This is a genomic window from Hydrogenophaga sp. H7 (genome assembly GCF_002025745.1).
Classification (GTDB): Bacteria; Pseudomonadota; Gammaproteobacteria; order Burkholderiales; family Burkholderiaceae_C; genus Hydrogenophaga; species Hydrogenophaga pseudoflava.
This window is the reverse complement of record NZ_MCIC01000015.1, coordinates 381,030-402,229: the sequence shown is the minus strand read 5'-3', so window position 1 is coordinate 402,229 and position 21,200 is coordinate 381,030. Positions and strand designations below refer to the sequence as shown.

The 21,200-nt window shown below is 65.8% G+C and carries 18 protein-coding genes and 1 pseudogene; 3 read left to right on the top strand and 16 right to left on the bottom strand.

Going from position 1 to position 21,200, the window contains the following annotated elements; genetic code table 11:
• Window positions 1–9: 9 nt before the first annotated feature.
• Together aceF and aceE are read right to left on the bottom strand one after the other, a co-directional pair.
• Complete coding sequence (gene aceF / locus BC358_RS13250) at window positions 10–1,665, bottom strand: dihydrolipoyllysine-residue acetyltransferase (protein ID WP_079366165.1); 1,656 nt, start codon at window positions 1,663–1,665, stop codon at window positions 10–12.
• Between the two features lie 18 nt (window positions 1,666–1,683).
• Window positions 1,684–4,386: a pyruvate dehydrogenase (acetyl-transferring), homodimeric type gene (gene aceE / locus BC358_RS13245; protein ID WP_079366164.1), complete on the bottom strand. Its 2,703-nt coding sequence runs from the start codon at window positions 4,384–4,386 to the stop codon at window positions 1,684–1,686.
• A 203-nt stretch (window positions 4,387–4,589) separates the two neighbouring features.
• Here aceE and BC358_RS13240 point away from each other — a divergent pair, with 203 nt between their 5' ends.
• From BC358_RS13240 to folD, 3 genes are all read left to right on the top strand, one after another.
• A complete protein-coding gene (locus tag BC358_RS13240; RefSeq protein WP_079366163.1) occupies window positions 4,590–7,148 on the top strand; it encodes a PAS domain S-box protein in 2,559 nt (852 codons plus the stop codon).
• Window positions 7,145–7,771, top strand: coding sequence for a response regulator transcription factor (locus BC358_RS13235; protein ID WP_066154279.1), 627 nt, complete (start codon window positions 7,145–7,147; stop codon window positions 7,769–7,771). Before BC358_RS13240 ends, BC358_RS13235 begins: the two co-directional genes overlap by 4 nt.
• A gap of 72 nt (window positions 7,772–7,843) precedes the next feature.
• On the top strand, window positions 7,844–8,695 hold the full coding sequence (folD, locus tag BC358_RS13230; protein ID WP_079366162.1) for a bifunctional methylenetetrahydrofolate dehydrogenase/methenyltetrahydrofolate cyclohydrolase FolD: 852 nt from the start codon (window positions 7,844–7,846) through the stop codon (window positions 8,693–8,695).
• A gap of 13 nt (window positions 8,696–8,708) precedes the next feature.
• Here folD and BC358_RS22120 read toward each other — a convergent pair whose 3' ends face one another.
• The 14 genes and pseudogenes from BC358_RS22120 to fabZ all read right to left on the bottom strand — a co-directional run bounded on the left by BC358_RS22120 (window position 8,709) and on the right by fabZ (window position 21,191).
• Window positions 8,709–10,145, bottom strand: a complete 1,437-nt coding sequence (locus tag BC358_RS22120) for a hypothetical protein (RefSeq protein ID WP_079366161.1) — start codon at window positions 10,143–10,145, stop codon at window positions 8,709–8,711.
• Window positions 10,142–10,615, bottom strand: coding sequence for a DUF4149 domain-containing protein (locus BC358_RS13220; RefSeq protein WP_079366160.1), 474 nt, complete (start codon window positions 10,613–10,615; stop codon window positions 10,142–10,144). The genes BC358_RS22120 and BC358_RS13220 overlap by 4 nt, the downstream gene beginning before the upstream one ends.
• A gap of 10 nt (window positions 10,616–10,625) precedes the next feature.
• Window positions 10,626–11,099, bottom strand: a complete 474-nt coding sequence (gene greA, locus BC358_RS13215; RefSeq protein WP_079366159.1) for a transcription elongation factor GreA — start codon at window positions 11,097–11,099, stop codon at window positions 10,626–10,628.
• A gap of 114 nt (window positions 11,100–11,213) precedes the next feature.
• Complete coding sequence (locus BC358_RS13210) at window positions 11,214–11,840, bottom strand: alpha/beta hydrolase (protein ID WP_256861500.1); 627 nt, start codon at window positions 11,838–11,840, stop codon at window positions 11,214–11,216.
• Between the two features lies 1 nt (window position 11,841).
• Window positions 11,842–11,982: a hypothetical protein gene (locus BC358_RS22330; protein ID WP_256861499.1), complete on the bottom strand. Its 141-nt coding sequence runs from the start codon at window positions 11,980–11,982 to the stop codon at window positions 11,842–11,844.
• Window positions 11,983–12,014: 32 nt separating this feature from the next.
• Window positions 12,015–12,281, bottom strand: a pseudogene (locus tag BC358_RS22500) (AraC family transcriptional regulator); the annotation flags it as partial.
• A 93-nt stretch (window positions 12,282–12,374) separates the two neighbouring features.
• Entirely contained in the window at window positions 12,375–15,659 is a 3,285-nt protein-coding gene (gene carB, locus BC358_RS13200; protein ID WP_079366157.1) for a carbamoyl-phosphate synthase large subunit, read from the bottom strand.
• A gap of 34 nt (window positions 15,660–15,693) precedes the next feature.
• Window positions 15,694–16,056 carry a hypothetical protein gene (locus BC358_RS13195; RefSeq protein WP_079366156.1) on the bottom strand — a complete coding sequence of 121 codons (363 nt, stop codon included), beginning with the start codon at window positions 16,054–16,056 and terminating at the stop codon, window positions 15,694–15,696.
• A 23-nt stretch (window positions 16,057–16,079) separates the two neighbouring features.
• Window positions 16,080–17,234 carry a glutamine-hydrolyzing carbamoyl-phosphate synthase small subunit gene (gene carA, locus BC358_RS13190; RefSeq protein WP_256861498.1) on the bottom strand — a complete coding sequence of 385 codons (1,155 nt, stop codon included), beginning with the start codon at window positions 17,232–17,234 and terminating at the stop codon, window positions 16,080–16,082.
• Between the two features lie 178 nt (window positions 17,235–17,412).
• Window positions 17,413–18,192: an RNA methyltransferase gene (locus BC358_RS13185; RefSeq protein ID WP_079366154.1), complete on the bottom strand. Its 780-nt coding sequence runs from the start codon at window positions 18,190–18,192 to the stop codon at window positions 17,413–17,415.
• The gene (gene rnhB / locus BC358_RS13180) at window positions 18,189–18,818 is read right to left on the bottom strand and encodes a ribonuclease HII (protein ID WP_079366153.1); all 630 of its coding nucleotides are present in this window, start codon (window positions 18,816–18,818) and stop codon (window positions 18,189–18,191) included. The genes BC358_RS13185 and rnhB overlap by 4 nt, the downstream gene beginning before the upstream one ends.
• Window positions 18,790–19,929 carry a lipid-A-disaccharide synthase gene (lpxB, locus tag BC358_RS13175; RefSeq protein ID WP_179130077.1) on the bottom strand — a complete coding sequence of 380 codons (1,140 nt, stop codon included), beginning with the start codon at window positions 19,927–19,929 and terminating at the stop codon, window positions 18,790–18,792. The genes rnhB and lpxB overlap by 29 nt, the downstream gene beginning before the upstream one ends.
• Before the next feature lie 16 nt (window positions 19,930–19,945).
• Window positions 19,946–20,734, bottom strand: coding sequence for an acyl-ACP--UDP-N-acetylglucosamine O-acyltransferase (lpxA, locus tag BC358_RS13170; protein WP_066154312.1), 789 nt, complete (start codon window positions 20,732–20,734; stop codon window positions 19,946–19,948).
• A gap of 19 nt (window positions 20,735–20,753) precedes the next feature.
• Window positions 20,754–21,191 (bottom strand): 3-hydroxyacyl-ACP dehydratase FabZ, encoded by a 438-nt coding sequence (gene fabZ, locus BC358_RS13165; RefSeq protein ID WP_066154315.1) that lies wholly within the window; start codon window positions 21,189–21,191, stop codon window positions 20,754–20,756.
• Window positions 21,192–21,200 lie beyond the last annotated feature (9 nt).

The following is a 21,200-nucleotide window of genomic DNA, read 5'->3' as shown; positions in this document are numbered from 1 at the left end:
CCGGTTCCTTTACAGCAGCACGCGACGGAAGTCGCTCAGGATCTGGCCGAGGTACGCGTTAAAGCGGGCCGCAGCGGCGCCGTCGATCACGCGGTGGTCCCAGGTCAGCGACAGCGGCAGCATCAGGCGCGGCACGAACTGTTTGCCGTCCCACACCGGCTCCATCTGGCTCTTGCAAACGCCCAGGATGGCGACTTCAGGCGCGTTGATGATGGGCGTGAAGTAACGGCCACCGATGCCACCCAGCGACGAGATGGTGAAAGTGGCGCCGGACATGTCGGCCGGGCCGAGCTTGCCGTCGCGCGCCTTCTTGGCGAGTTCACCCATTTCCTGGCTGATCTGCAGCACGCCCTTCTTGTCGGCGTCCTTGATGACGGGCACGACCAGACCGTTGGGTGTGTCGGCCGCAAAACCGATGTGCCAGTACTGCTTGTAGACCAGCGAATCGCCGTCCAGCGAGCTGTTGAACTCGGGGAACTTCTTGAGCGCGGCGACGCACGCCTTGATCAGGAAGGCCAGCATCGTGACCTTGATGCCGCTCTTCTCGTTCTCCTTGTTGGTGGACACGCGGAAGGCTTCGAGGTCGGTGATGTCGGCGTCGTCGTGGTTGGTGACGGCGGGGATCATCACGGCGTTGCGCAGCAGGTTGGCACCGCTGATCTTCTTGATGCGGCCGAGCTCCTTGCGCTCGATGGGGCCGAACTTGGCGAAGTCCACCTTGGGCCAAGGGATCAGGCCCAGCTCGGAGCCACCACCGCCGGTCGATGCCGGGGCCTTGGCGGCCTGCGCCTTGGTCTGCAGGCTGCCTGCCATCACCGACTTGGTGAAAGACTGGACGTCTTCGGCCGTGATGCGGCCCTTCAGGCCCGAGCCCTTGACCTCGTCCAGCGGCACGCCCAGTTCGCGGGCGAACTTGCGCACCGACGGTGAAGCGTGCGGCAGGCCCAGCGCGGGCGTGCCGGTGGGGTTGTGGGCAGGTGCGGCAGCGGCCGCCGGGGCCACGGCAGCAGCCGGAGCCGCCACGGCTGCGGCGGCGGGAGCGGCCACCGGGGCGGCGGCTGCCGGTGCCGGCGCAGCGGCGCCCGCGGCACCCTCCAGGATCGCCAGCAGGTCACCGATGTTGACCTTGTCGCCGACCTTGACCTTGAGTTCCTTGAGCACGCCGGCGTGCGAAGACGGAATCTCCATCGAGGCCTTGTCGGACTCGACCGTGATCAGGCTCTGCTCGACCTTGATGCTGTCGCCAGGCTTGACAAACACTTCAATGACCGCGACGTCCTTGAAGTCGCCGATGTCGGGCACGCGCACTTCCACCGGTCCCGCAGCAGCAGGCGCTGCAGCCGGCGCAGCCACCGGGGCTGCCGCAGGGGCCGGGGCCGGTGCAGCGGCGGCAGGTGCCACAGCAGGTGCCGGCGCAGCGGCCTCACCAGCGGCTTCCACCACCAGCACCACCGAACCTTCTTTCACCTTGTCGCCCAGCGCCACGCGCATTTCTTTGACCACGCCAGCGGTGCTGGACGGGATCTCCATCGAGGCCTTGTCGCTCTCGACCGTGATCAGCGACTGCTCGGCCTTGACCGTGTCGCCCACCTTGACCAGCAGTTCGATGACCGCCACTTCGTCGAAGTCGCCGATGTCCGGGACCTTCACTTCTACCAGTGCCATGTTCTTGTCTCCGGATGTTTAAGCGTAGAGCGGGTTGACCTTGTCGGTCTTGATGCCGTACTTCTTGATCGCCTCGGCCACCTTGGCCATCGGCAGCTTGCCTTCATCGGCCAGCGCGCGCAGGGCGGCGACCACGATGTAGTGGCGGTTGATCTCGAAGTGCTCGCGCAGCTTGCTGCGGAAGTCGCTGCGGCCGAAACCGTCGGTGCCCAGCACCTTGTACTCGCGGCCCTTGGGGATGAAGGGGCGGATCTGCTCGGCGTAGTTCTTCATGTAGTCGGTCGAGGCGACCACCGGACCGGCGTGCTTTTCGAGCTGCTGCGCCACAAACGGCACGCGTTGCTTCTCGGTCGGGTGCAGCAGGTTGAAGCGCTCGCAGTCCTGGCCGTCGCGGGTCAGTTCGTTGAAGCTCGGGCAGCTCCACACGTCGGCCTGCACGCCCCAGTCGGTGGCCAGCAGTGCCTGGGCAGCGATGGACTCACGCAGGATGGTGCCGGAGCCCAGCAGCTGCACGCGCTTGTCGCCTTCGGCGCCCGGCTTGCACAGGTACATGCCCTTGATGATCTGCTCTTCCGTGCCGGCGGTCAGGCCGGGCATGGCGTAGTTCTCGTTCAACAGCGTCAGGTAATAGAAGACGTTGTCCTGCTTCTCCACCATGCGCTTCAAGCCGTGGTGCAGGATCACGCCGACTTCGTGCGCGAAGGTCGGGTCATAGGACACGCAATTCGGGATCGTGCCGGCCAGGATGTGGCTGTGGCCGTCTTCGTGCTGCAGGCCCTCGCCGTTCAGCGTGGTCCGGCCGGACGTGCCGCCCAGCAGGAAGCCACGGGCCTGCATGTCGCCAGCCGCCCAGGCCAGGTCGCCGATGCGCTGGAATCCGAACATCGAGTAGTACACATAGAACGGCACCATGATGCGGTTGGACGTGCTGTAGCTCGTGGCCGCTGCGATCCAGCTGGACATGCCGCCGGCTTCGTTGATGCCTTCCTGCAGGATCTGCCCGGCCTTGTCTTCCTTGTAGTACATGACCTGGTCCTTGTCGACCGGGGTGTACTGCTGGCCTGCGGGGTTGTAGATGCCGACCTGGCGGAACAGGCCTTCCATGCCGAAGGTGCGGGCCTCGTCGACTAGGATGGGCACCACGCGCGGGCCCAGGGCCTGGTCGCGCAGCAGCTGGGTCAGGAAGCGCACATAGGCTTGCGTGGTGGAGATTTCGCGGCCTTCAGCGGTCGGCTCCAGCACGGCCTTGAAGGTCTCCAGCGAGGGCACGGTGAAGCTCTCGTCGGCCTTGGTGCGGCGCTTGGGCAGGTAGCCGCCCAGGGCCTTGCGGCGCTCGTGCAGGTACTGCATCTCCGGCGTGTCGTCGGCCGGCTTGTAAAAGGGAATCTTGGGCAGCTCGCTGTCCGGGATCGGGATGTTGAAGCGGTCGCGGAAGTACTTGATGTCCTCGTCCGTCAGCTTCTTGGTCTGGTGGACGGTGTTCTTGCCTTCGCCGGCCTTGCCCATGCCGAAGCCCTTGACCGTCTTGATCAGCAGCACGGTCGGCTGGCCCTTGTGGTTGACGGCCTGGTGGTAGGCGGCGTAGACCTTCTGCGGGTCGTGGCCACCGCGGCGCAGGTTCCAGATGTCGTCGTCGCTCATGTGCGAGACGAGTTCCAGCGCCTTCGGATCGCGGCCGAAGAAGTGCTTGCGCACGTAGGCACCGTCGTTGGCCTTGAAGGCCTGGTAGTCGCCGTCCAGCGTCTCCATCATGATCTTGCGCAAGGCGCCGTCCTTGTCGCGCGCCAGCAGCGGGTCCCAGTTGGAGCCCCACAGCAGTTTGATCACGTTCCAGCCGGAACCGCGGAACTCGCCTTCGAGTTCCTGGATGATCTTGCCGTTGCCACGCACCGGACCGTCCAGGCGCTGCAGGTTGCAGTTCACCACGAAGATCAGGTTGTCGAGGTTTTCGCGCGCGGCCAGGCTGATGGCGCCCAGCGACTCGACCTCGTCCATTTCACCGTCGCCGCAGAACACCCAGACCTTGCGGTTCTCGGTGTTGGCGATGCCACGGGCGTGCAGGTACTTCAGGAAGCGCGCCTGGTAAATCGCCATCAACGGGCCCAGGCCCATCGAGACGGTGGGGAACTGCCAGAACTCGGGCATGAGCTTGGGGTGCGGGTAGCTCGACAGGCCTTTGCCGTCGACTTCCTGGCGGAAGTGCAGCAGCTGCTCTTCGGTCAGTCGGCCTTCCAGGTAGGCGCGGGCGTACACACCGGGCGACACGTGGCCCTGGATGTACAGGCAGTCGCCACCATGGTTCTCGGACTCGGCGTGCCAGAAATGGTTGAAGCCGGCACCGAACATGTGGGCCAGCGAGGCAAAGGAGCCGATGTGACCGCCCAGGTCACCGCCGTCATCCGGGTTGTGGCGGTTGGCCTTGACCACCATGGCCATGGCGTTCCAGCGCATGTAGGCGCGCAGGCGTTCTTCGATCTCGATGTTGCCGGGGCAGCGGGCCTCTTCGGTCGGCTCGATGGTGTTCACGTAGCCGGTATTGGCCGAAAACGGCATGTCGATGCTGTTCTGACGAGCCTCTTCGAGCAGTTGCTCCAGCAGGAAGTGGGCGCGCTCGGGGCCCTCTTTTTCAATGACGGCGGCCAGCGCCTCCATCCATTCGCGGGTTTCCTGGGCATCGATGTCCCCGGCACCACGGTTGTTCTGAGCGTCGGACGCTGACATGGCTGTCTCCTGTGGGTTTGAAATAAAGCTTACGGCGGTGATTCCGCAGTGTCACGGATTTTTCCACAGATCATTTTCAATTTCAATATGTGCTTTATGATTTCTTTATATGAAATATTGATCCACACATGTTGTAGCGGCTGCTGCGCGCTCCGCCGACTCTGGCCTGTGGATTCCGCGGGCACACCCGTACACTCGAACGGATGATTCCCGCCCCTGAACAACCACCAGCGAACCCGCCCGGTGGCACTCCGCTGGACTGGTGGCGCCGCTGGTGGCGCCGCCTTCCACCCTCGCGCCAGGACCGCTTCGCCACGCTGGCGCCACTGCTGTCCGTCCTGCTGTTTCTGTCGGCCATCGCGGTGGCAATCACCTACCTGCGCTACGAGGAACTTGAGCGCGAGCAGGAAGCCGTGACGCGAGACGTCGAGTACGCGCAGCAGCGCATCCGGCTGCGACTGCTGGAACGCCAGGAACAGCTCATGCGTCTGGCGCGGGAGGTCGACAACAAGGAGATCAGCGCCGATGAATTCGAGTTCCAGGCCGAAACGCTCATCAGCCAGTTCCCCGAACTGCAGGCGATCAGCTGGGTCGACGCGCGCCGCACAGTCCAGGCCAGCCACGCCTCGCCCAGTGCTCCGCTGTCACTTTTGCGCCCCAAGGGCAGCACGATGGCGGCAGCCGAAGGCGATGGCTCCTTCGAGTTGGCGCGCGACCTGCGCCAACCGATCTATTCGAGGCCCCTCGGCGAGGACGCCCGCCAATCCACCCTGATGCTGCAGGTACCTCTCACCGAGCAGGGTCGCTTCTCGGGCACGGTCATGGGTGAGTACTCCATCGACGGACTGATGCGCTTCGGCATGCCGCCGGAGATCATGGCGCGCTACGCGGTGGCCCTTCTCGATGATCGCGGCCGTGTGCTCGCGGGCAACCTGCAGTCACCGAGCGCGGTGCTGCGGCTGCTGCCCTGGTCGCCGCAGCCACTGGAGCACGAGGTGCCGGTCTCGCCGGTGGGCAACGGCCTGATCCTCAAGGCCCAGGGCTACCGCACCTCGCAGGACATCGTGGGCAGCGGCTTCTTCTGGGTCATCGGCGCGCTGTCGGCGCTCACGGTGTGGATGCTGCTGGGCACCTGGCGCCACACGCGCCGCCGCGTGCAGGCGCAGCAGGCCCTGATGTCGGAGACCAACTTCCGCCGTGCAATGGAAAACTCCATGCTCACCGGCATGAGGGCGCTGGACATGCAGGGTCGCATCACCTATGTCAACCCCGCGTTCTGCTCGATGACGGGCTGGACCGAAAGCGAGCTGGTCGGCCGCACCGCCCCCTTCCCCTACTGGCCAGAGGACGACCACGAGCAACTGGCGGCGCGGCTGGAGGACGAGCTCAACGGCCGGTCCACCCCCGGCGGATTCGAGGTGCGTGTGCAGCGCCGCGACGGCAGCATCTTCGACGCCCGCATGTACGTCTCACCCCTGATCGACCCGAGAGGACACCAGACCGGGTGGATGACCTCGATGACCGACATCACCGAGCCCAAGCGCATCCGCGAAGAACTCTCCGCATCCTACGAACGGTTCACGACCGTGCTGGAATCACTGGACTCCGCGGTGTCGGTGGCGCCACTGGGCAGCGACGAAATGCTGTTCGCCAACAAGATGTACCGACTCTGGTTCGGCACCCGCGGCCATGGCCACCGCCAGCTGGTCGACCTGGCCGGCAACCAGCCCACCCCCAGCCCGGACAACGGGGACGCGGTGGACGCCTTTGCCGGCATGCCGACCGACACGCTGACCGACGCGGGCGCCGAGAACGCCGAGGTGTTCGTCGAGGAGCTCGACCGCTGGCTGGAGGTGCGCACGCGCTACCTGACCTGGGTCGACGGCCGGCTGGCCCAGATGGTGATCGCCAGCGACATCACGCCGCGCCGCAACGCGGAAGAACAGGCCGCGCGCCAGGCCGAACGCGCGCAGACCGCCAGCCGCCTGATCACCATGGGCGAGATGGCGTCGAGCGTGGCGCACGAACTCAACCAGCCGCTCACGGCCATCAGCAACTACTGCAACGGCATGATCTCGCGGCTCAAGGAGCAGCGCATCAGCGAAGAGGACATGCTCGCCGCACTGGAAAAAACTGCGCGCCAGGCCCAGCGCGCCGGCCAGATCATCCAGCGCATCCGCGCCTTCGTGAAACGCAGCGAACCCAACCCCATGCCCTCGGACGTGGCGCAGATGGTGAGCAACGCGATCGAACTGGCCGACATCGAACTGCGCCGCCACCAGGTCCGGCTTTCGCCCTATGTCGCGGCGCGTTTGCCGAGCCTGATGGTCGATCCGATCCTGATCGAACAGGTGCTGATCAACCTGCTCAAGAACGCGGGCGAGGCGATTGCGCAGGCGGGCCGACCACCCGGCGAGCGCTACATCGAACTGCGTGTCGGTCCGCGCCGGCTCGATGACCAGGAGGTGGTGGAGTTCTCCGTGCGCGATTCGGGCAACGGAGTACCGGCCGAAATGATCGAGCGCATCTACGAGGCTTTCTACAGCACCAAGAGCGAAGGCATGGGCATCGGCCTCAAGCTGTGCCGCAGCATCGTCGAGTCGCACCACGGCAGGATGCAGGTGCAGAACATCTACAATGGAGATGAAGTGGTGGGTTGCTGCTTCAGTTTCTGGATTCCCGTTCAGTCCCGACTGACACAGGAACCGGAACCGGGGCCATCCGCCGCGACGTCGTTGACGGACACCGAAAGAGCGAGATGAGTTTGATTCCCAAAAAAGGCACCGTCTATGTCGTCGATGACGACGAGGCCGTTCGTGACTCCCTTCAATGGCTGCTCGAAGGCAAGGACTACCGGGTCCGCTGTTTTGAATCTGCCGAAGCCTTCCTCAGCCGCTACGACGCGCGAGAGGTCGCCTGCCTGATCGCCGACATCCGCATGGGTGGCATGACCGGCATGGAGCTGCAGGAAAAGCTGATCGAACGCCAGTCTCCCCTGCCCATCGTCTTCATCACCGGCCATGGCGATGTGCCGATGGCTGTGGAATCCATGAAGCGGGGCGCGCTGGACTTCATCCAGAAGCCCTTCAAGGAAGACCAGCTGGTGCTGCTCGTCGAGCGCATGCTCGAAACCGCGAAGGAAGCTTTTGCCACCCACCAGCAGGCCGCCAGTCGCGACGCCCTGCTCTCCAAGCTCACCGGCCGCGAAGCCCAGGTGCTCGAACGCATCGTCGCCGGTCGCCTGAACAAGCAGATCGCCGACGACCTGGGCATCAGCATCAAGACCGTGGAAGCGCATCGCGCCAACATCATGGAAAAGCTGGGTGCCAACACCGTGGCCGATCTGCTCAAGATCGCCCTGGGCCAGACACCCGCCAAAGTCTGACCCTCCACACCCTGCGCCAACGCCCGCCCTCTCCCGGCGGGCGTTTCCATTTCCCCCTTCCTCCCAACGACCATGACCGCCCAACTCATCGACGGCAACGCCCTCTCCAAACAGCTCCGCACCGATGTGGCGGCGCGCGTGACCGCACTCAAGGCCAAAGGGGTGACGCCTGGTCTGGCCGTCATCCTGGTCGGCGACAACCCCGCCAGCCAGGTCTATGTGCGCAACAAGGTCAAGGCCTGCGAGGACACCGGCATGCACTCGGTGCTGGAGACCTGGCCCGCCACCATGACCGAGGCCGAGCTGCTGGCCCGCGTGGATGCGATGAACAACGATGCCAGCATCCACGGCATCCTGGTGCAGTTGCCGCTGCCCGGCCACATGAACGCCCAGCGCGTGATCGAAGCGATCTCGCCCGAGAAGGATGTGGACGGCTTCCACATTGCCAGCGCCGGCGCCCTCATGACCGGCCTGCCCGGCTTCTGGCCTTGCACGCCTTACGGCTGCATAAAGATGCTGGAAAGCATCGGCTACGAGCTCAAGGGCAAACACGCCGTCGTCATCGGCCGCAGCAACATCGTGGGCAAGCCAATGGCCATGATGCTGCTGCAGCAGAACGCCACCGTCACCATCTGCCACAGCGCCACCAAAGACCTCAAGGCCATGACGCTGCAGGCCGATGTGATCGTGGCCGCCGTGGGCAAGCGCAATGTGCTGACCGCCGACATGGTCAAACCCGGCGCCGTGGTGCTGGACGTGGGCATGAACCGCAACGACGAAGGCAAGCTCTGCGGTGACGTGGACTTTGGGGGCGTGAAGGAAGTGGCGGGCTGGATCACCCCGGTGCCCGGCGGTGTCGGCCCCATGACCATCACCATGCTGATGGTCAACACGCTGGAATCGGCCGAGCGGCGCGCCGCCTGAACGCTGCCCGGAGTCAGCGCAGCAGCTCGCAGGGTTGCGGGTAGATCCGCAGCAGCGGTTCCAACGGCGCTCCAGGGGCGAGCGGCCCCAGCCGCTGCTGCTCCATCAGGTCCCATTGCGCCTGCCGCCCCAGCCAGCCGGGCTGGAACTGCGCCCGCACATCCAGCGCCTGCAACCGCGCATCCGCCGCCACAACGCCACCGCCAGCGCTGTACTGTTCCAGCCAGCACAGCTTCATGCCCGCGTAGTAGCGACCGAGCAGGAACGCCTCGCGGGTTTCCGGCAGCACACGCACAGTGAACAGGAGCAGCATCACGAGCAGCAGCGGCCCCAGCCGGTCGCGGTGCCGGAACAGCAGCAGGTACACCGCCAGCAGTCCCGGCAGCAGCAAGGCCGTGTAGCGGGACGCCATCGCGGCTCCGACACCCAGCTGCGCGCGCCCATAGGCGGTGAGCAGGGCGAACACGAGGCTGCAACCGATGAGCACCACACACACCTGCCACAGAGCGCGCTCGCCATCCTGCTCAGCGGCCGAGCGGCTGAGACGCCGAACACCCCACAAGCTTCCGCCCACCCAGGCCGCCAGCAGCAAGGCCCCTGCGGGGTAGAGGACCCAGGGCGAGGGGCGCTGCAGCATGAGCAGGAAATGGCTCAGCATGGCGGCCATGAAGCGCAGGTAGTCGGTCGGGTCCGGCCGCAGCACCTGAAAACCGTCAGCCGAGACCACGAACTGATACCGGTGCAGAAACGCCAGCAGTGTGAGCCCCCCGGCTGCCAGCACGACCACAGCACGTGGTCGCTGTATTCCGGTGCCGCGCCAGACGTCGATCACGGCCACCAGCATCAGCGCGGGCAAGGCCGTGAGGCCAAACCCGGTGAAGCCCAGGCACACCACCAGAGCGATCAACGCGAGGTGGTTCAGGAGGCCGGGTGCCGCCAGCCACACATTGAGCAGCAGCATCAACAGCAACAGCGGGAAGATGCTGTGCGACGCGTTGGGGGCCACGACGAGGGTTTCGAAGGTGCAGACGCCCAAGAATGCCAGCAGCAGCACGGCGTCCCAGAGCGACCATCGCGCCGGCAGCAGGCGCCACCGCAAGCGCAGTGCCAGCAGGCCGGCTGCAAGTTGCACGGCAGCGGTCCAGAGGCTGTCCCAGCGCACGTTCCAGTCGCTGTAATGGTAGGCCGGCAGCACCAGGGAGAAGTTCAGCCCCTGTCGGTGGGGCCCGTGCTGCCAGATGAAGGCAATGGCGGCGTCGCTCCACTGAAAGCCGTTGTACAGCCGGGTGAGCAGGGCCCATTGGTCTGAAAACGGCACATTGACCGCCAGCAGCCAGGTCAGCCCAAGCAACCGCATGGACAGCAGCGCCGCGACCACGGACAGCAGCCCAGCCACCATCGGCGGAGGCAGCGCCGTCAGCCGCTGGGCCAGGCGCCGCAGCGCATTCATGTCGGGGACGCCGACCGCCTGGGTGCGGCCTGGCGCCACAAAACCGACCCCGCGCACAGCCACTGCCCCAGCACCAGCACCGAGCCCAGGCTGTGCCACAGGCGCAGGTCACCGCCGGTCGCGCGCGCGGTCACGATCTTCCGGGCCACACCGAATTCTTGTGTCATCGCCAGCAGCACGGCCAGTGCCACCAGGGCCATGGTGAACAGCAGAGCGCGGAGATCCGACAGCGCCTGCGGCGACGGATCGGTGGACAGCGATGCGCGCTGGCGCCGCAGCACCAGCATCAGGGCCGTGCCCAGCACGAGCCCGATCCAGCACTGGAAAGAAAAGAGCTGTGCCGCCACCGGACCGGCCACCGCCGGACTGCCCAGCTTGGCGAACAGGGTCGGCACCGCCACGAAACTCAGCCCCGTAATGCCACCCCACCAGAGGGCGGCCATGAGGATGGAGAGGCGCTGCAGCGGCATGCGGACCGGTTCAGACGTAGCGCACCGCCACGATCTCGAAGCGGCGCGTGCCGCCGGGGGTCTGCACCTCGGCGGTGTCGCCCTCTTCCTTGCCGATCAGCGCCCGCGCGATCGGGCTGCTGATGTTGACCAGGCCCTGCTTGAGGTCGGCCTCGTCTTCGCCCACGATCTGGTAGGTCATCTCGTTGCCACTGTCCTCGTCGGACAGGTCGACAGTCGAGCCGAACACCACGCGCCCACCAGCATCCAGCGCCGAGGGGTCGATGACCTGCGCCGCCGAGAGCTTGCCTTCGATCTCGGCGATCCGGCCTTCGATGAAGCCCTGGCGTTCCTTGGCCGCGTCGTAGTCGGCGTTTTCGCTCAGATCACCCTGCGCACGGGCTTCAGAAATCGCCTGGATCACGCCCGGGCGTTCCACCGTCTTGAGTTTGTGCAGCTCGGCCTTGAGCATTTCAGCGCCGCGCTTGGTGATGGGATAGGTCATTTTCGAACTCCGGGATCGGCAAAAAGCAAACCGCCGATCGTTTCCGGTCGGCGGCCAATGGCGGGATTATGCATCGAAACCCGGGCCCATAAGCCCGGGAAGCCGCGGTTGCGCTCAGTCGCGACCGGCCTGCTCGATGGCGTCGGCCAGCCGCGTGGGATCGGTGAAACACAGCTCGTGGCTGCCGCTGCACTCGACCAGACGGAACAGTCCCAGTCGCTCGGACAGCCGGGGGTGCCAGGGCAAGCTGTGGCGCAGCGCGGTGTCCTGCTGGCAGTTGATGTAGCTCTTGCCCAGAGTCATGGCCGCCAGCGGTGTCGACAGCCTCGCCGGGTCGGTGAAGGTCTTGTACGGATGGGGGTTGAGCCATCCGCAAGTCTTCTCGGCCAGCGCGGCGTCCGCGTCGTTGATGAAGGCCTCGCGCCAGATCGGGTACTGCAACATCACCGCACCCTTATTCGCGGCGGCGATGCCGTGGAACAGAGCCACGTAGTGCGGTGGCACCAGATCGTTGAGGCTCTCGCCGTCCAGCGGCACGAAGGCGTTCCAGTAGACCAGACGGCGAATGCGCTGCGCCGCAAGCTCGTCGGCGCGCCAGCCGGGCTCTCCGCGACGCTCCCGCATCAGGGCCACGGCGCGCTCGCGCAGGCCACGGGCACAGGCTGCGTTGCGATGCGCCATCGGCTCCATCGAGGCCGCGAGCAAGGCACCGAACTGGGCCTCCAGCCAGTCGGGCGCCATTTCAAGCGCCAGTGCGGGGCTGACGCCCCAGTTGCAGGCTCAGCGCCGACAGCATGGCGCCCCAGCCTCGTTCAGGGTGCGCCACACGCACCTGCGGCACGTCCACCGTCTGCAGCCACTGCCCGACCCAGGCGCGCGGCATGAGCACCGACAGCGGGTGACCGAGTGCGGGAAGTGCAGTTCGTAGGCCTGGACGGCGTCCACCAGCACCGCATCGCCAGGGCGCAGCTGCAGCAGGCGCCCGCCCTGCTTCACCAGCCAAGGCTGCCCGATCTGCGTGATGAGGTAGACCGGCTGGTTCTTGCTTTTTGCGATGGCTGCAGGGGTGCGGTACACGTCCTGAGCAGAAGCCGGCACCCGGTTGACCGCGAGTCGCTGCAGCGGCAGGTGCACGAGCTGGCCGTCGAAGTGGTCCGCGGCGGGGCCTGCGCAGTGGTCCACTCGCGCAGGCGGGTGTCGGGGGCCGAAAGCACAGCGGGCATGGCCACAATCTAGCGACCATGCCCGCGGGGGACAAGAGGAGCAACGCGGGGATCAGGCCATCAGCTGCGCGTGCATCTCCTGGACCGAAATCACGCCCAGGCTGTCCATGTGCCGCATGCCTTCCACCGCGGCTTCAGCGCCGGAGATGGTGGTGAAGGTGGTCACGCGGGCCAGCAGCGCCGAGGTTCGGATGGCGCGCGAATCGGCGATCGCGTTGCGGCGCTCCTCGACCGTGTTGATCACCAGGGCGATCTCGTTGTTCTTGAGCATGTCCACGATGTGCGGACGACCTTCGGTCACTTTGTTCACCGTCTGCACCGGCACGCCGGCCTCGGCGATGGCCGCCGCCGTGCCCCGCGTGGCCACCAGCTCGAAGCCCAGCGCCGCCAGCTGGCGCGCCACTTCCACGGCGCGCGGCTTGTCGCCGTTCTTCACGGTCAGGAACACCTTGCCCGAACGCGGCAGCTTGGTTCCAGCGCCCAGCTGGCTCTTGACGAAGGCCTCGCCGAAGGTCTTGCCCACGCCCATCACCTCGCCGGTGGACTTCATCTCGGGACCAAGGATGGTGTCCACGCCCGGGAACTTCACGAACGGGAACACGGCCTCCTTCACGCTGAAGTACGGCGGCGTGACCTCGGCGCCAATGCCCTGCTGGTCCAGCGTCTGGCCCGCCATGCAGCGCGCCGCGACCTTGGCCAGCTGGATGCCGGTGGCCTTGGACACGAAGGGCACCGTGCGCGAGGCGCGCGGATTCACTTCGAGCACGAAGATCACGTCGGTCTTGACGCCGTTCTCTTCCTTCTCCTGGATCGCGAACTGCACGTTCATCAGACCCACCACGTTCAGGCCCTGGGCCATGGCGGCGGTCTGGCGCTTGAGCTCGTCGATGGTGGCCTTGGAGAGGTAGTACGGCGGCAGCGAGCAGGCGGAATCGCCCGAGTGCACCCCTGCCTGTTCGATGTGTTCCATCACGCCGCCAATGAACACGCGGCCGGACGCGTCGCGCACGGCGTCCACGTCGCACTCGATGGCATCGTTCAGGAAGCGGTCCAGCAGCACCGGCGAGTCGTTGCTCACCTTCACCGCCTCGCGCATGTAGCGCTCCAGGTCGCGCTGCTCGTGCACGATCTCCATCGCACGGCCGCCCAGCACGTAGCTCGGGCGCACCACCAGCGGATAGCCCAGGGCCGCGGCTTTCTCCAGCGCCTCCGCCTCAGTGCGGGCAGTGGCGTTGGGCGGCTGACGCAGGCCCAGGTCGTGCAGCAGCTTCTGGAAGCGCTCACGGTCTTCGGCCGCGTCGATCATGTCGGGCGTGGTGCCAATGATGGGCACGCCGTTGGCCTCCAGGCCCAGCGCGAGCTTCAGCGGGGTCTGTCCGCCGTACTGCACGATCACGCCGACCGGTTTTTCTTTGTCGACGATTTCCAGCACGTCTTCCAGCGTCAGCGGCTCGAAGTACAGGCGGTCGCTGGTGTCGTAGTCGGTCGACACGGTCTCCGGGTTGCAGTTGACCATGATGGTCTCGTAGCCGTCTTCGCGCATGGCCAGCGCGGCGTGCACGCAGCAGTAGTCGAACTCGATGCCCTGGCCGATGCGGTTGGGGCCACCGCCCAGCACCATGATCTTCTTCTTGTTGGTCGGTTCGGCCTCGCACTCACCGTCGCCGTGGCCTTCGTAGGTGGAGTACAGGTAGGCGGTGTCGGTGGCGAACTCGGCGGCGCAGGTGTCGACGCGCTTGTAGACCGGGCGCACATTGAGCTGCTTGCGGCGTTCGCGCACGGCGGTGTCGGTGGTGGCCAGCAGCTTGGCCAGACGGCGGTCGGAAAAGCCCTTCTTCTTCAGGCCGCGCAGCGTGTCGGCGTCCAGGCTGGCCAGCGCGCCCTCGCCCTTCTCGGCGACCAGCTTGTCCATGGCCATTTCGAGCTTGATGATTTCCTCGATCTGGATCAGGAACCACTTGTCGATCTTGGTGAACTGGTGCACCTCGTCGAGCGACCAGCCGGCCGCGAAGGCGTCGCCCACGTACCAGATGCGCTCAGGACCGGGCTCGCCCAGCTCGCGCTCCAGCGTCTCGCGGTCCTGGGTCTTCTCGTTCATGCCATCGACGCCGACTTCCAGACCGCGCAGGGCCTTCTGGAAGCTCTCCTGGAAGGTGCGGCCCATGGCCATCACCTCGCCCACCGACTTCATCTGGGTGGTCAGGCGGCTGTCGGCGGTGGGGAACTTCTCGAAGGCGAAACGCGGAATCTTGGTGACCACGTAGTCGATCGAGGGCTCGAACGACGCCGGCGTGGCACCGCCGGTGATCTCGTTGCGCAGTTCGTCCAGCGTGTAGCCCACGGCCAGCTTGGCTGCGACCTTGGCGATCGGGAAACCGGTGGCCTTGGAGGCCAGGGCCGACGAACGCGAGACGCGCGGATTCATTTCGATCACCACCATGCGGCCATCGGCCGGGTTGATGGAGAACTGCACGTTGGAGCCGCCGGTGTCCACACCAATCTCGCGCAGCACGGCCAGCGAGGCGTTGCGCAGGATCTGGTATTCCTTGTCGGTCAGCGTCTGGGCCGGGGCCACGGTGATGGAATCACCGGTGTGCACACCCATCGGGTCCAGGTTTTCGATCGAGCAGACGATGATGCAGTTGTCCGCCTTGTCGCGCACCACTTCCATCTCGTACTCTTTCCAGCCGAGCAGCGACTCTTCGATCAGCAGCTCGTTGGTCGGCGAGGCCTCCAGGCCGCGCTTGCAGATGGTCTCGAACTCTTCAGGGTTGTAGGCGATGCCGCCGCCGGTGCCACCCAGCGTGAAGCTGGGGCGGATCACGGTCGGGAAACCGGTCATCTTCTGGACCGCCCAGGCCTCTTCCATGCTGTGTGCGATGCCCGAGCGCGCGGAGCCCAGACCGATCTTGGTCATGGCGTCCTTGAACTTCAGGCGGTCCTCGGCCTTGTCGATGGCCTCAGGCGTGGCGCCGATCAGTTCCACGCCGTAGCGCGCCAGAACGCCGTTGCGCCACAGGTCCAGCGCGCAGTTCAGCGCGGTCTGGCCGCCCATGGTCGGCAGGATGGCAAAACCGCCCGGGGTCTGGGGCCGTTCCTTGGCGATGATCTTCTCGACCGTCTGCCAGGTGATGGGCTCGATGTAGGTGACGTCGGCCGTGGCCGGGTCGGTCATGATGGTGGCCGGGTTGCTGTTGATCAGCACCACCCGGTAGCCCTCTTCGCGCAGGGCCTTGCAAGCCTGCACGCCCGAGTAGTCGAACTCGCAGGCCTGGCCGATGATGATCGGGCCGGCTCCGATGATGAGGACGGTCTGGATGTCTGTTCTTTTCGGCATGGGTTCGCTTGTGTATCTAGGCGGCAGGTCGGGCTCAGGCCTGGCGCTGGGTTTCCAGTTTGTTCAGCAGCGCCTGCACGCGTTCGGCAGGCACGTTCTTCTGCATCAGCTGCAGCAGGCCGTCGCCTTCGATGATCGGGCGCAGCACCTCGGCTTCTGCGGGATAGAACAAGGCATCCCACGCAGCCATTTCGGTGTTGAAGGTCTCGTCGTCCCAGGTCTTGCCCTTGGCGATCAGGGTGACCAGCGGCATCGCCTTGTTCTCGATGAAAGCCTTGCGGTAGGGCTTCTGCGCCCAGCGCTGGCCGAACCACTCCTTGTGGGGCGACTCCAGACCCAGCATGCGCTTGGCGATGGCCTTCTCGATCGCAAAAACCGGGAAACTGAAGAGCTTCATGGGTGGTTCCTTGGGGTGCGGTCTCAGGCCTTGGCCTGCATGAGGCCAATGAAGCGGTCGAACAGGTAGCCGATGTCGTGCGGGCCGGGCGACGCTTCCGGGTGACCCTGGAAGCAGAAAGCCGGCTTGTCGGTGCGGGCCAGGCCCTGCAGCGTGCCGTCGAACAGGCTCACATGGGTGGCGCGCAGATTGGCCGGCAGGGTCTTCTCATCCACCGCGAAGCCGTGGTTCTGGCTGGTGATGGAGACGCGGCCGCTGTCCAGATCCTTGACCGGGTGGTTCGCGCCGTGGTGGCCGAACTTCATCTTGAAAGTCTTGGCGCCCGAAGCCAGAGCCATGATCTGGTGGCCCAGGCAGATGCCGAAGGTCGGCGTGCCGGTCTCGATCAGCTCGCGCGCGGCGGCGATCGCGTAGTCGCAGGGCTCCGGATCGCCGGGGCCATTGGACAGGAAGATGCCGTCGGGCTGGTGCTTGAGCGCCTCGGCAGCCGGCGTCTGCGCCGGCACCACGGTGACCTTGCAGCCACGCTCGGCCAGCATGCGCAGGATGTTCTTCTTGACGCCGAAGTCGTAGGCGACCACATGGAACTTCGGTGCGGTCTGTTCGCCGTAGCCGCTGCCCAGCTTCCACTCGGACTGCGTCCAGGGGTAGGACGCGGTCGCCGACACCACCTTGGCCAGATCCTGGCCCGCCATGTTCGGCGCTGCCTTGGCGGCGGCGACCGCCTGGGCGCGGTGCGCGTCGGTGATCGCCTCACCGGCCGGCAGGGCGAGGATGCAACCATTCTGCGCACCCTTGGTGCGCAGCAGACGCGTCAGGGCACGGGTGTCGAGATCGGCGATGGCCACGGTGCCCTCGCGCTGCAGGTACTGGGAAAGCGTCTCTTCGGAACGGAAGTTGGACGCCAGAAGGGGCAGGTCTTTGATGATCAGGCCAGCGGCGTGGATGCGGTCGGCTTCCACGTCCTCACGGTTCACGCCGGTGTTGCCGATGTGAGGGTATGTGAGGGTGACGATTTGCTGGCAGTAGCTCGGATCGGTGAGGATTTCCTGGTAGCCGGTGATCGAGGTGTTGAACACCACCTCGCCGGTCGTCTGACCGGTGGCACCGATGGAAACCCCCGTAAAGACCGTGCCGTCGGCGAGCGCAAGAAGGGCTTTCGGATGGACGGGAAGCACGGTTTTCTCCAGAGGTTTTTCGGACGCACCCGCGCCCGCCATAGGGCACAACCGGGGAGATTCGCGCCCGCTCCCGCATCGTCGCAGGGGATCGCGACAGCAGGCTAGGGGCGGGGAACCTGGGCAGGAAGCCGGGGCGGACGCAGCGAGATGCGTCGATTGCGGGTAAACCCCGGAATTATAGCGGCAGGGTCCTGGCCGCCGCGCTGGCGTGCAGACAGATCGCCGCCGCGGCGGCGACGTTCAGCGACTCCTCGCCCCCCGGCTGGGTGATGCGGACAGAACGGCTCGCCATGGCCTCCAGCTCGGGACACACACCCTGCCCCTCATGCCCCATGACCCAGGCGCAAGGCCAGGGCAGTTCGGAACGGTGCAGGAACTCGCCCCGGTGGGAACTGGTGACCAGCATGGGCACTGCGAGCATCCCGAGGTCGTCCGGCGCCAGCCCCTCGACCAGACGGAGTGCGAAATGCGCCCCCATACCTGCACGCAACACCTTGGGCGACCAAAGGCCGGCGGTGCCCTTGAGCGCCAGCACCTGGCCAAACCCCATGGCGGCTGCGCTGCGCAGTATGGAGCCGACGTTGCCGGCGTCCTGCAGGCGGTCCAGCACCACCGTCGAAGCCGCCGGGTCTGGCGCCGGGCGAATCGGAAGATCCCAGAGGAAGCCCATGCCGGCCGGGGACTCCAGTCCGCTCACACCCGCCATCAATGACTCAGAAACCAAGACCCGGTGCTCACAGGCCTCCCGCAAGACGTCGGAAGCATCGGACCAGCCGCGATCCGTGAACACCGCGGTAGTCGGACGCTGCCCCCGAGCCAGCATCGCCCGGCACAGGTGATCGCCCTCCAGCCAGACCTGTCCCTGTTTGCGATAGGCCGTGCCGTCCTGGGAGAGCAGACGCAGGCGCTTGAGCAAGGGGTTGTCCCGCGAGGTGATCAGAATGGGTTCGTTCATGCGCCGTGCTCCTGCATCGCCTGGGCCACGGGTGAGAACGAGCGTCTGTGCTCGGGCAACGGACCGAGTTCACGCAGCGCTGCCAGGTGCTGAGCTGTACCGTAGCCCTTGTGGCGATCAAACCCGTAGAGCGGATGCTGCGCGTGAAGTTCGTCGAGCATGCGGTCGCGCGTGACCTTGGCCAGGATGGAGGCGGCTGAGATGGCCTGCACCAGCGCGTCACCGGACACGATGGCCTCGGCCACCACGTCCAGCACCGGCAAGCGGTTGCCATCCACCAGCACCTTCGCCGGTTTCAGGCGCAAGCCCTTGACCGCGCGCTGCATGGCCAGCATGGTGGCCTGCAGGATGTTGAGCCGGTCGATCTCCTCCACGGTCGCGAGCGCCACGCTGCAGCACAGGGCTTTGGCCCGGATTTCGTCGAACAGTTTTTCGCGGCGCAACGCGGACAGCTTCTTGGAGTCGGCCAGTCCCTTGATCGGCTTGTGGTCGTCCAGGATCACGGCCGCCGCCACCACCGGCCCGGCCAGGGGCCCGCGGCCGGCCTCGTCCACACCCGCAACCAGCCCGGGAACGTCCCAGGCGAGGCTGACCTGCTCAGCCCGCAAGAACTTTTTCGATCGCATCGGTGGCCAGGCGTGCCGTGTCACGCTGCAGCAGATGGTGCAGCTGGGTGAAGCGCTCCTCCAGAGCCGCCGCACGCTGGGGAGAATCCAGCCAGGCGAGCGTGGCTTCGGCCAGCGCCGCCGGCGTCGCAGCGTCCTGCAACAGTTCGGGGACCACAAAATCGCTGCTCAGGATGTTGGGCAGTCCGACCCACGGCTGCAACTGCTTGCGACGCATGATGATCCAGGACAGCCAGTGCATGTTGTAGGCGATCACCATGGGGCGCTTGAACAGCGCCGCCTCCAGCGTTGCCGTGCCCGACGCGATCAGCGTCACGTCGCACGCAGTCAGCACCTCGTGTGAACGCCCCTGGACGATCAGCACATCCTGAAGACCTGCGTCCTGGGCGTGGGCCTCGATGACTTCACGCAATGCGGGGACCGCAGGCACCACGAAGCGCAGCCCTGGACGGCGCGACCGCATCAGCACCGCCGCATCGAAGAATCGGCGGGCCAGGTACTGCACCTCCGAGCGCCGGCTGCCAGGAAGAATGGCCACGACCGGCCCCTCGCCTTCGATGCCCAACGCACGCCGTGCGGCCAGACGATCCGGGACAAGCGGAATCACGCTGGCAATCGGGTGACCCACATAGGTGGCAGCAATTCCGTGGCGAGCGAGCAGTTCGGGCTCGAACGGGAAGATGCACAACACGTGGTCGGCACTGCGACGGATCTTTTCCACCCGCTCCGGACGCCAGGCCCAGATCGACGGGCAGATGAAATGCACCGTCTTCACGCCCGCCGAGCGGAGGCTGCTCTCGAGATCGAGGTTGAAATCAGGCGCATCCACGCCGATGAAGGCGTCGGGCCGCTCCTGCAGCAGGCGCTCCCGGAGCTGTGTGCGAATGCCCGCAATCTCCCGGTAGTGGCGCAACACCTCGACATAGCCTCGCACGGCCAGCTTGTCGCTGGACCACCAAGCCTCGAAGCCCTGCTTTGCCATGGCCGCGCCACCGATGCCGACAGCCGACAGATCGGGCCAGCGGCCCTTGAGCCCCTTCAGAAGCAGACCTGCGAGCAGATCGCCCGACGTTTCGCCGGCGACCAGCGCGACACGGCGGGACGCATTCATGACCGGTGATGAGAAATCAGCGCGCAATGCCGCGCGTTGCCGCAGACAGGAAGCGGCTCATCAAGGCCACGTCCTCTGCCGCCTCGGGCGTCTCGGTTGCCAACGCATCAATGCCGGCGCGTGCAGCATCGAGTGTGAGGCCCTGCCGGTAGAGCAGTCTGTGCATCTGCTTGATCGCCGCGATCCGCGCGGCGGAAAAGTCGCGTCGCCTGAGCCCGACAGTGTTCAGCCCACGCACCGCCAGCGGGTTGCCGTCCACCAGCATGTACGGGGGCACATCCTGCGTGACCGCACTGGCAAAGCCGATCATCGCGTGTGCGCCCACCGAGACAAACTGGTGAATGCCAGTCAGTCCGCCCACGGTCACCCAGTCGGCCAGCAACACGTGCCCTGCCAGGGTGGTGTTGTTCGCCAGCGTGGTGTGGTTGGCCACGTGGCAGTCGTGCGCAATGTGGGTGTAGGCCATGATCCAGTTGTGGTCTCCCACCGTGGTACGGCCACCTGCCCCTGGCACCCCGAGGTTGAAGGTGCAGAACTCGCGGATCGTGTTGTGGTTGCCGATGATCAGCTCGGTGGGTTCACCCGCGTACTTCTTGTCCTGCGGCACCGCACCAATCGAGTTGAACTGGAAGATGCGGTTGTGCGCACCGATGGTGGTGCGGCCTTCGATCACGCAGTGCGCGCCAATCGACGTACCTGCACCGATCTTCACATGGGGCCCGACGATGGTGTACGGGCCGACCGAAACCGAATCGTCGAGCTCCGCAGAAGGGTCCACCAGCGCAGTGGGATGAATCTGCGTCACGTCAGCAGCCCCCCACCACTCAGGACACCGTGCGCATGGTGCACATCAACTCGGCCTCGCAGACCACGTCGTCGCCCACCCGGGTCACGCCCTTGAACTTGTAGATACCCGCGCGCACACGGTCCAACTCAATGTCCATGACCAACTGATCCCCTGGTTCAACCGGTCGCTTGAAGCGGGCGCCGTCAATGCCGGCAAAGTAATAGACGGTGTTGTCGTCCATTGTGACCCCGGCGGTGTCGAAGGCCAGCAGCGCTGCCGCCTGGGCCATGGCCTCCAGCATGAGCACGCCAGGCATCACCGGACGGTTCGGAAAGTGACCACCGAAGAACGGCTCATTGATGGTGACATTCTTCAGCGCCTTGATGCGCTTGCCCTTTTCGATCTCCAGCACACGGTCCACCAGCAGGAACGGGTAACGGTGAGGCAGTTGTTTTCGGATCTGGTGGATGTCCATTGTGTTGAT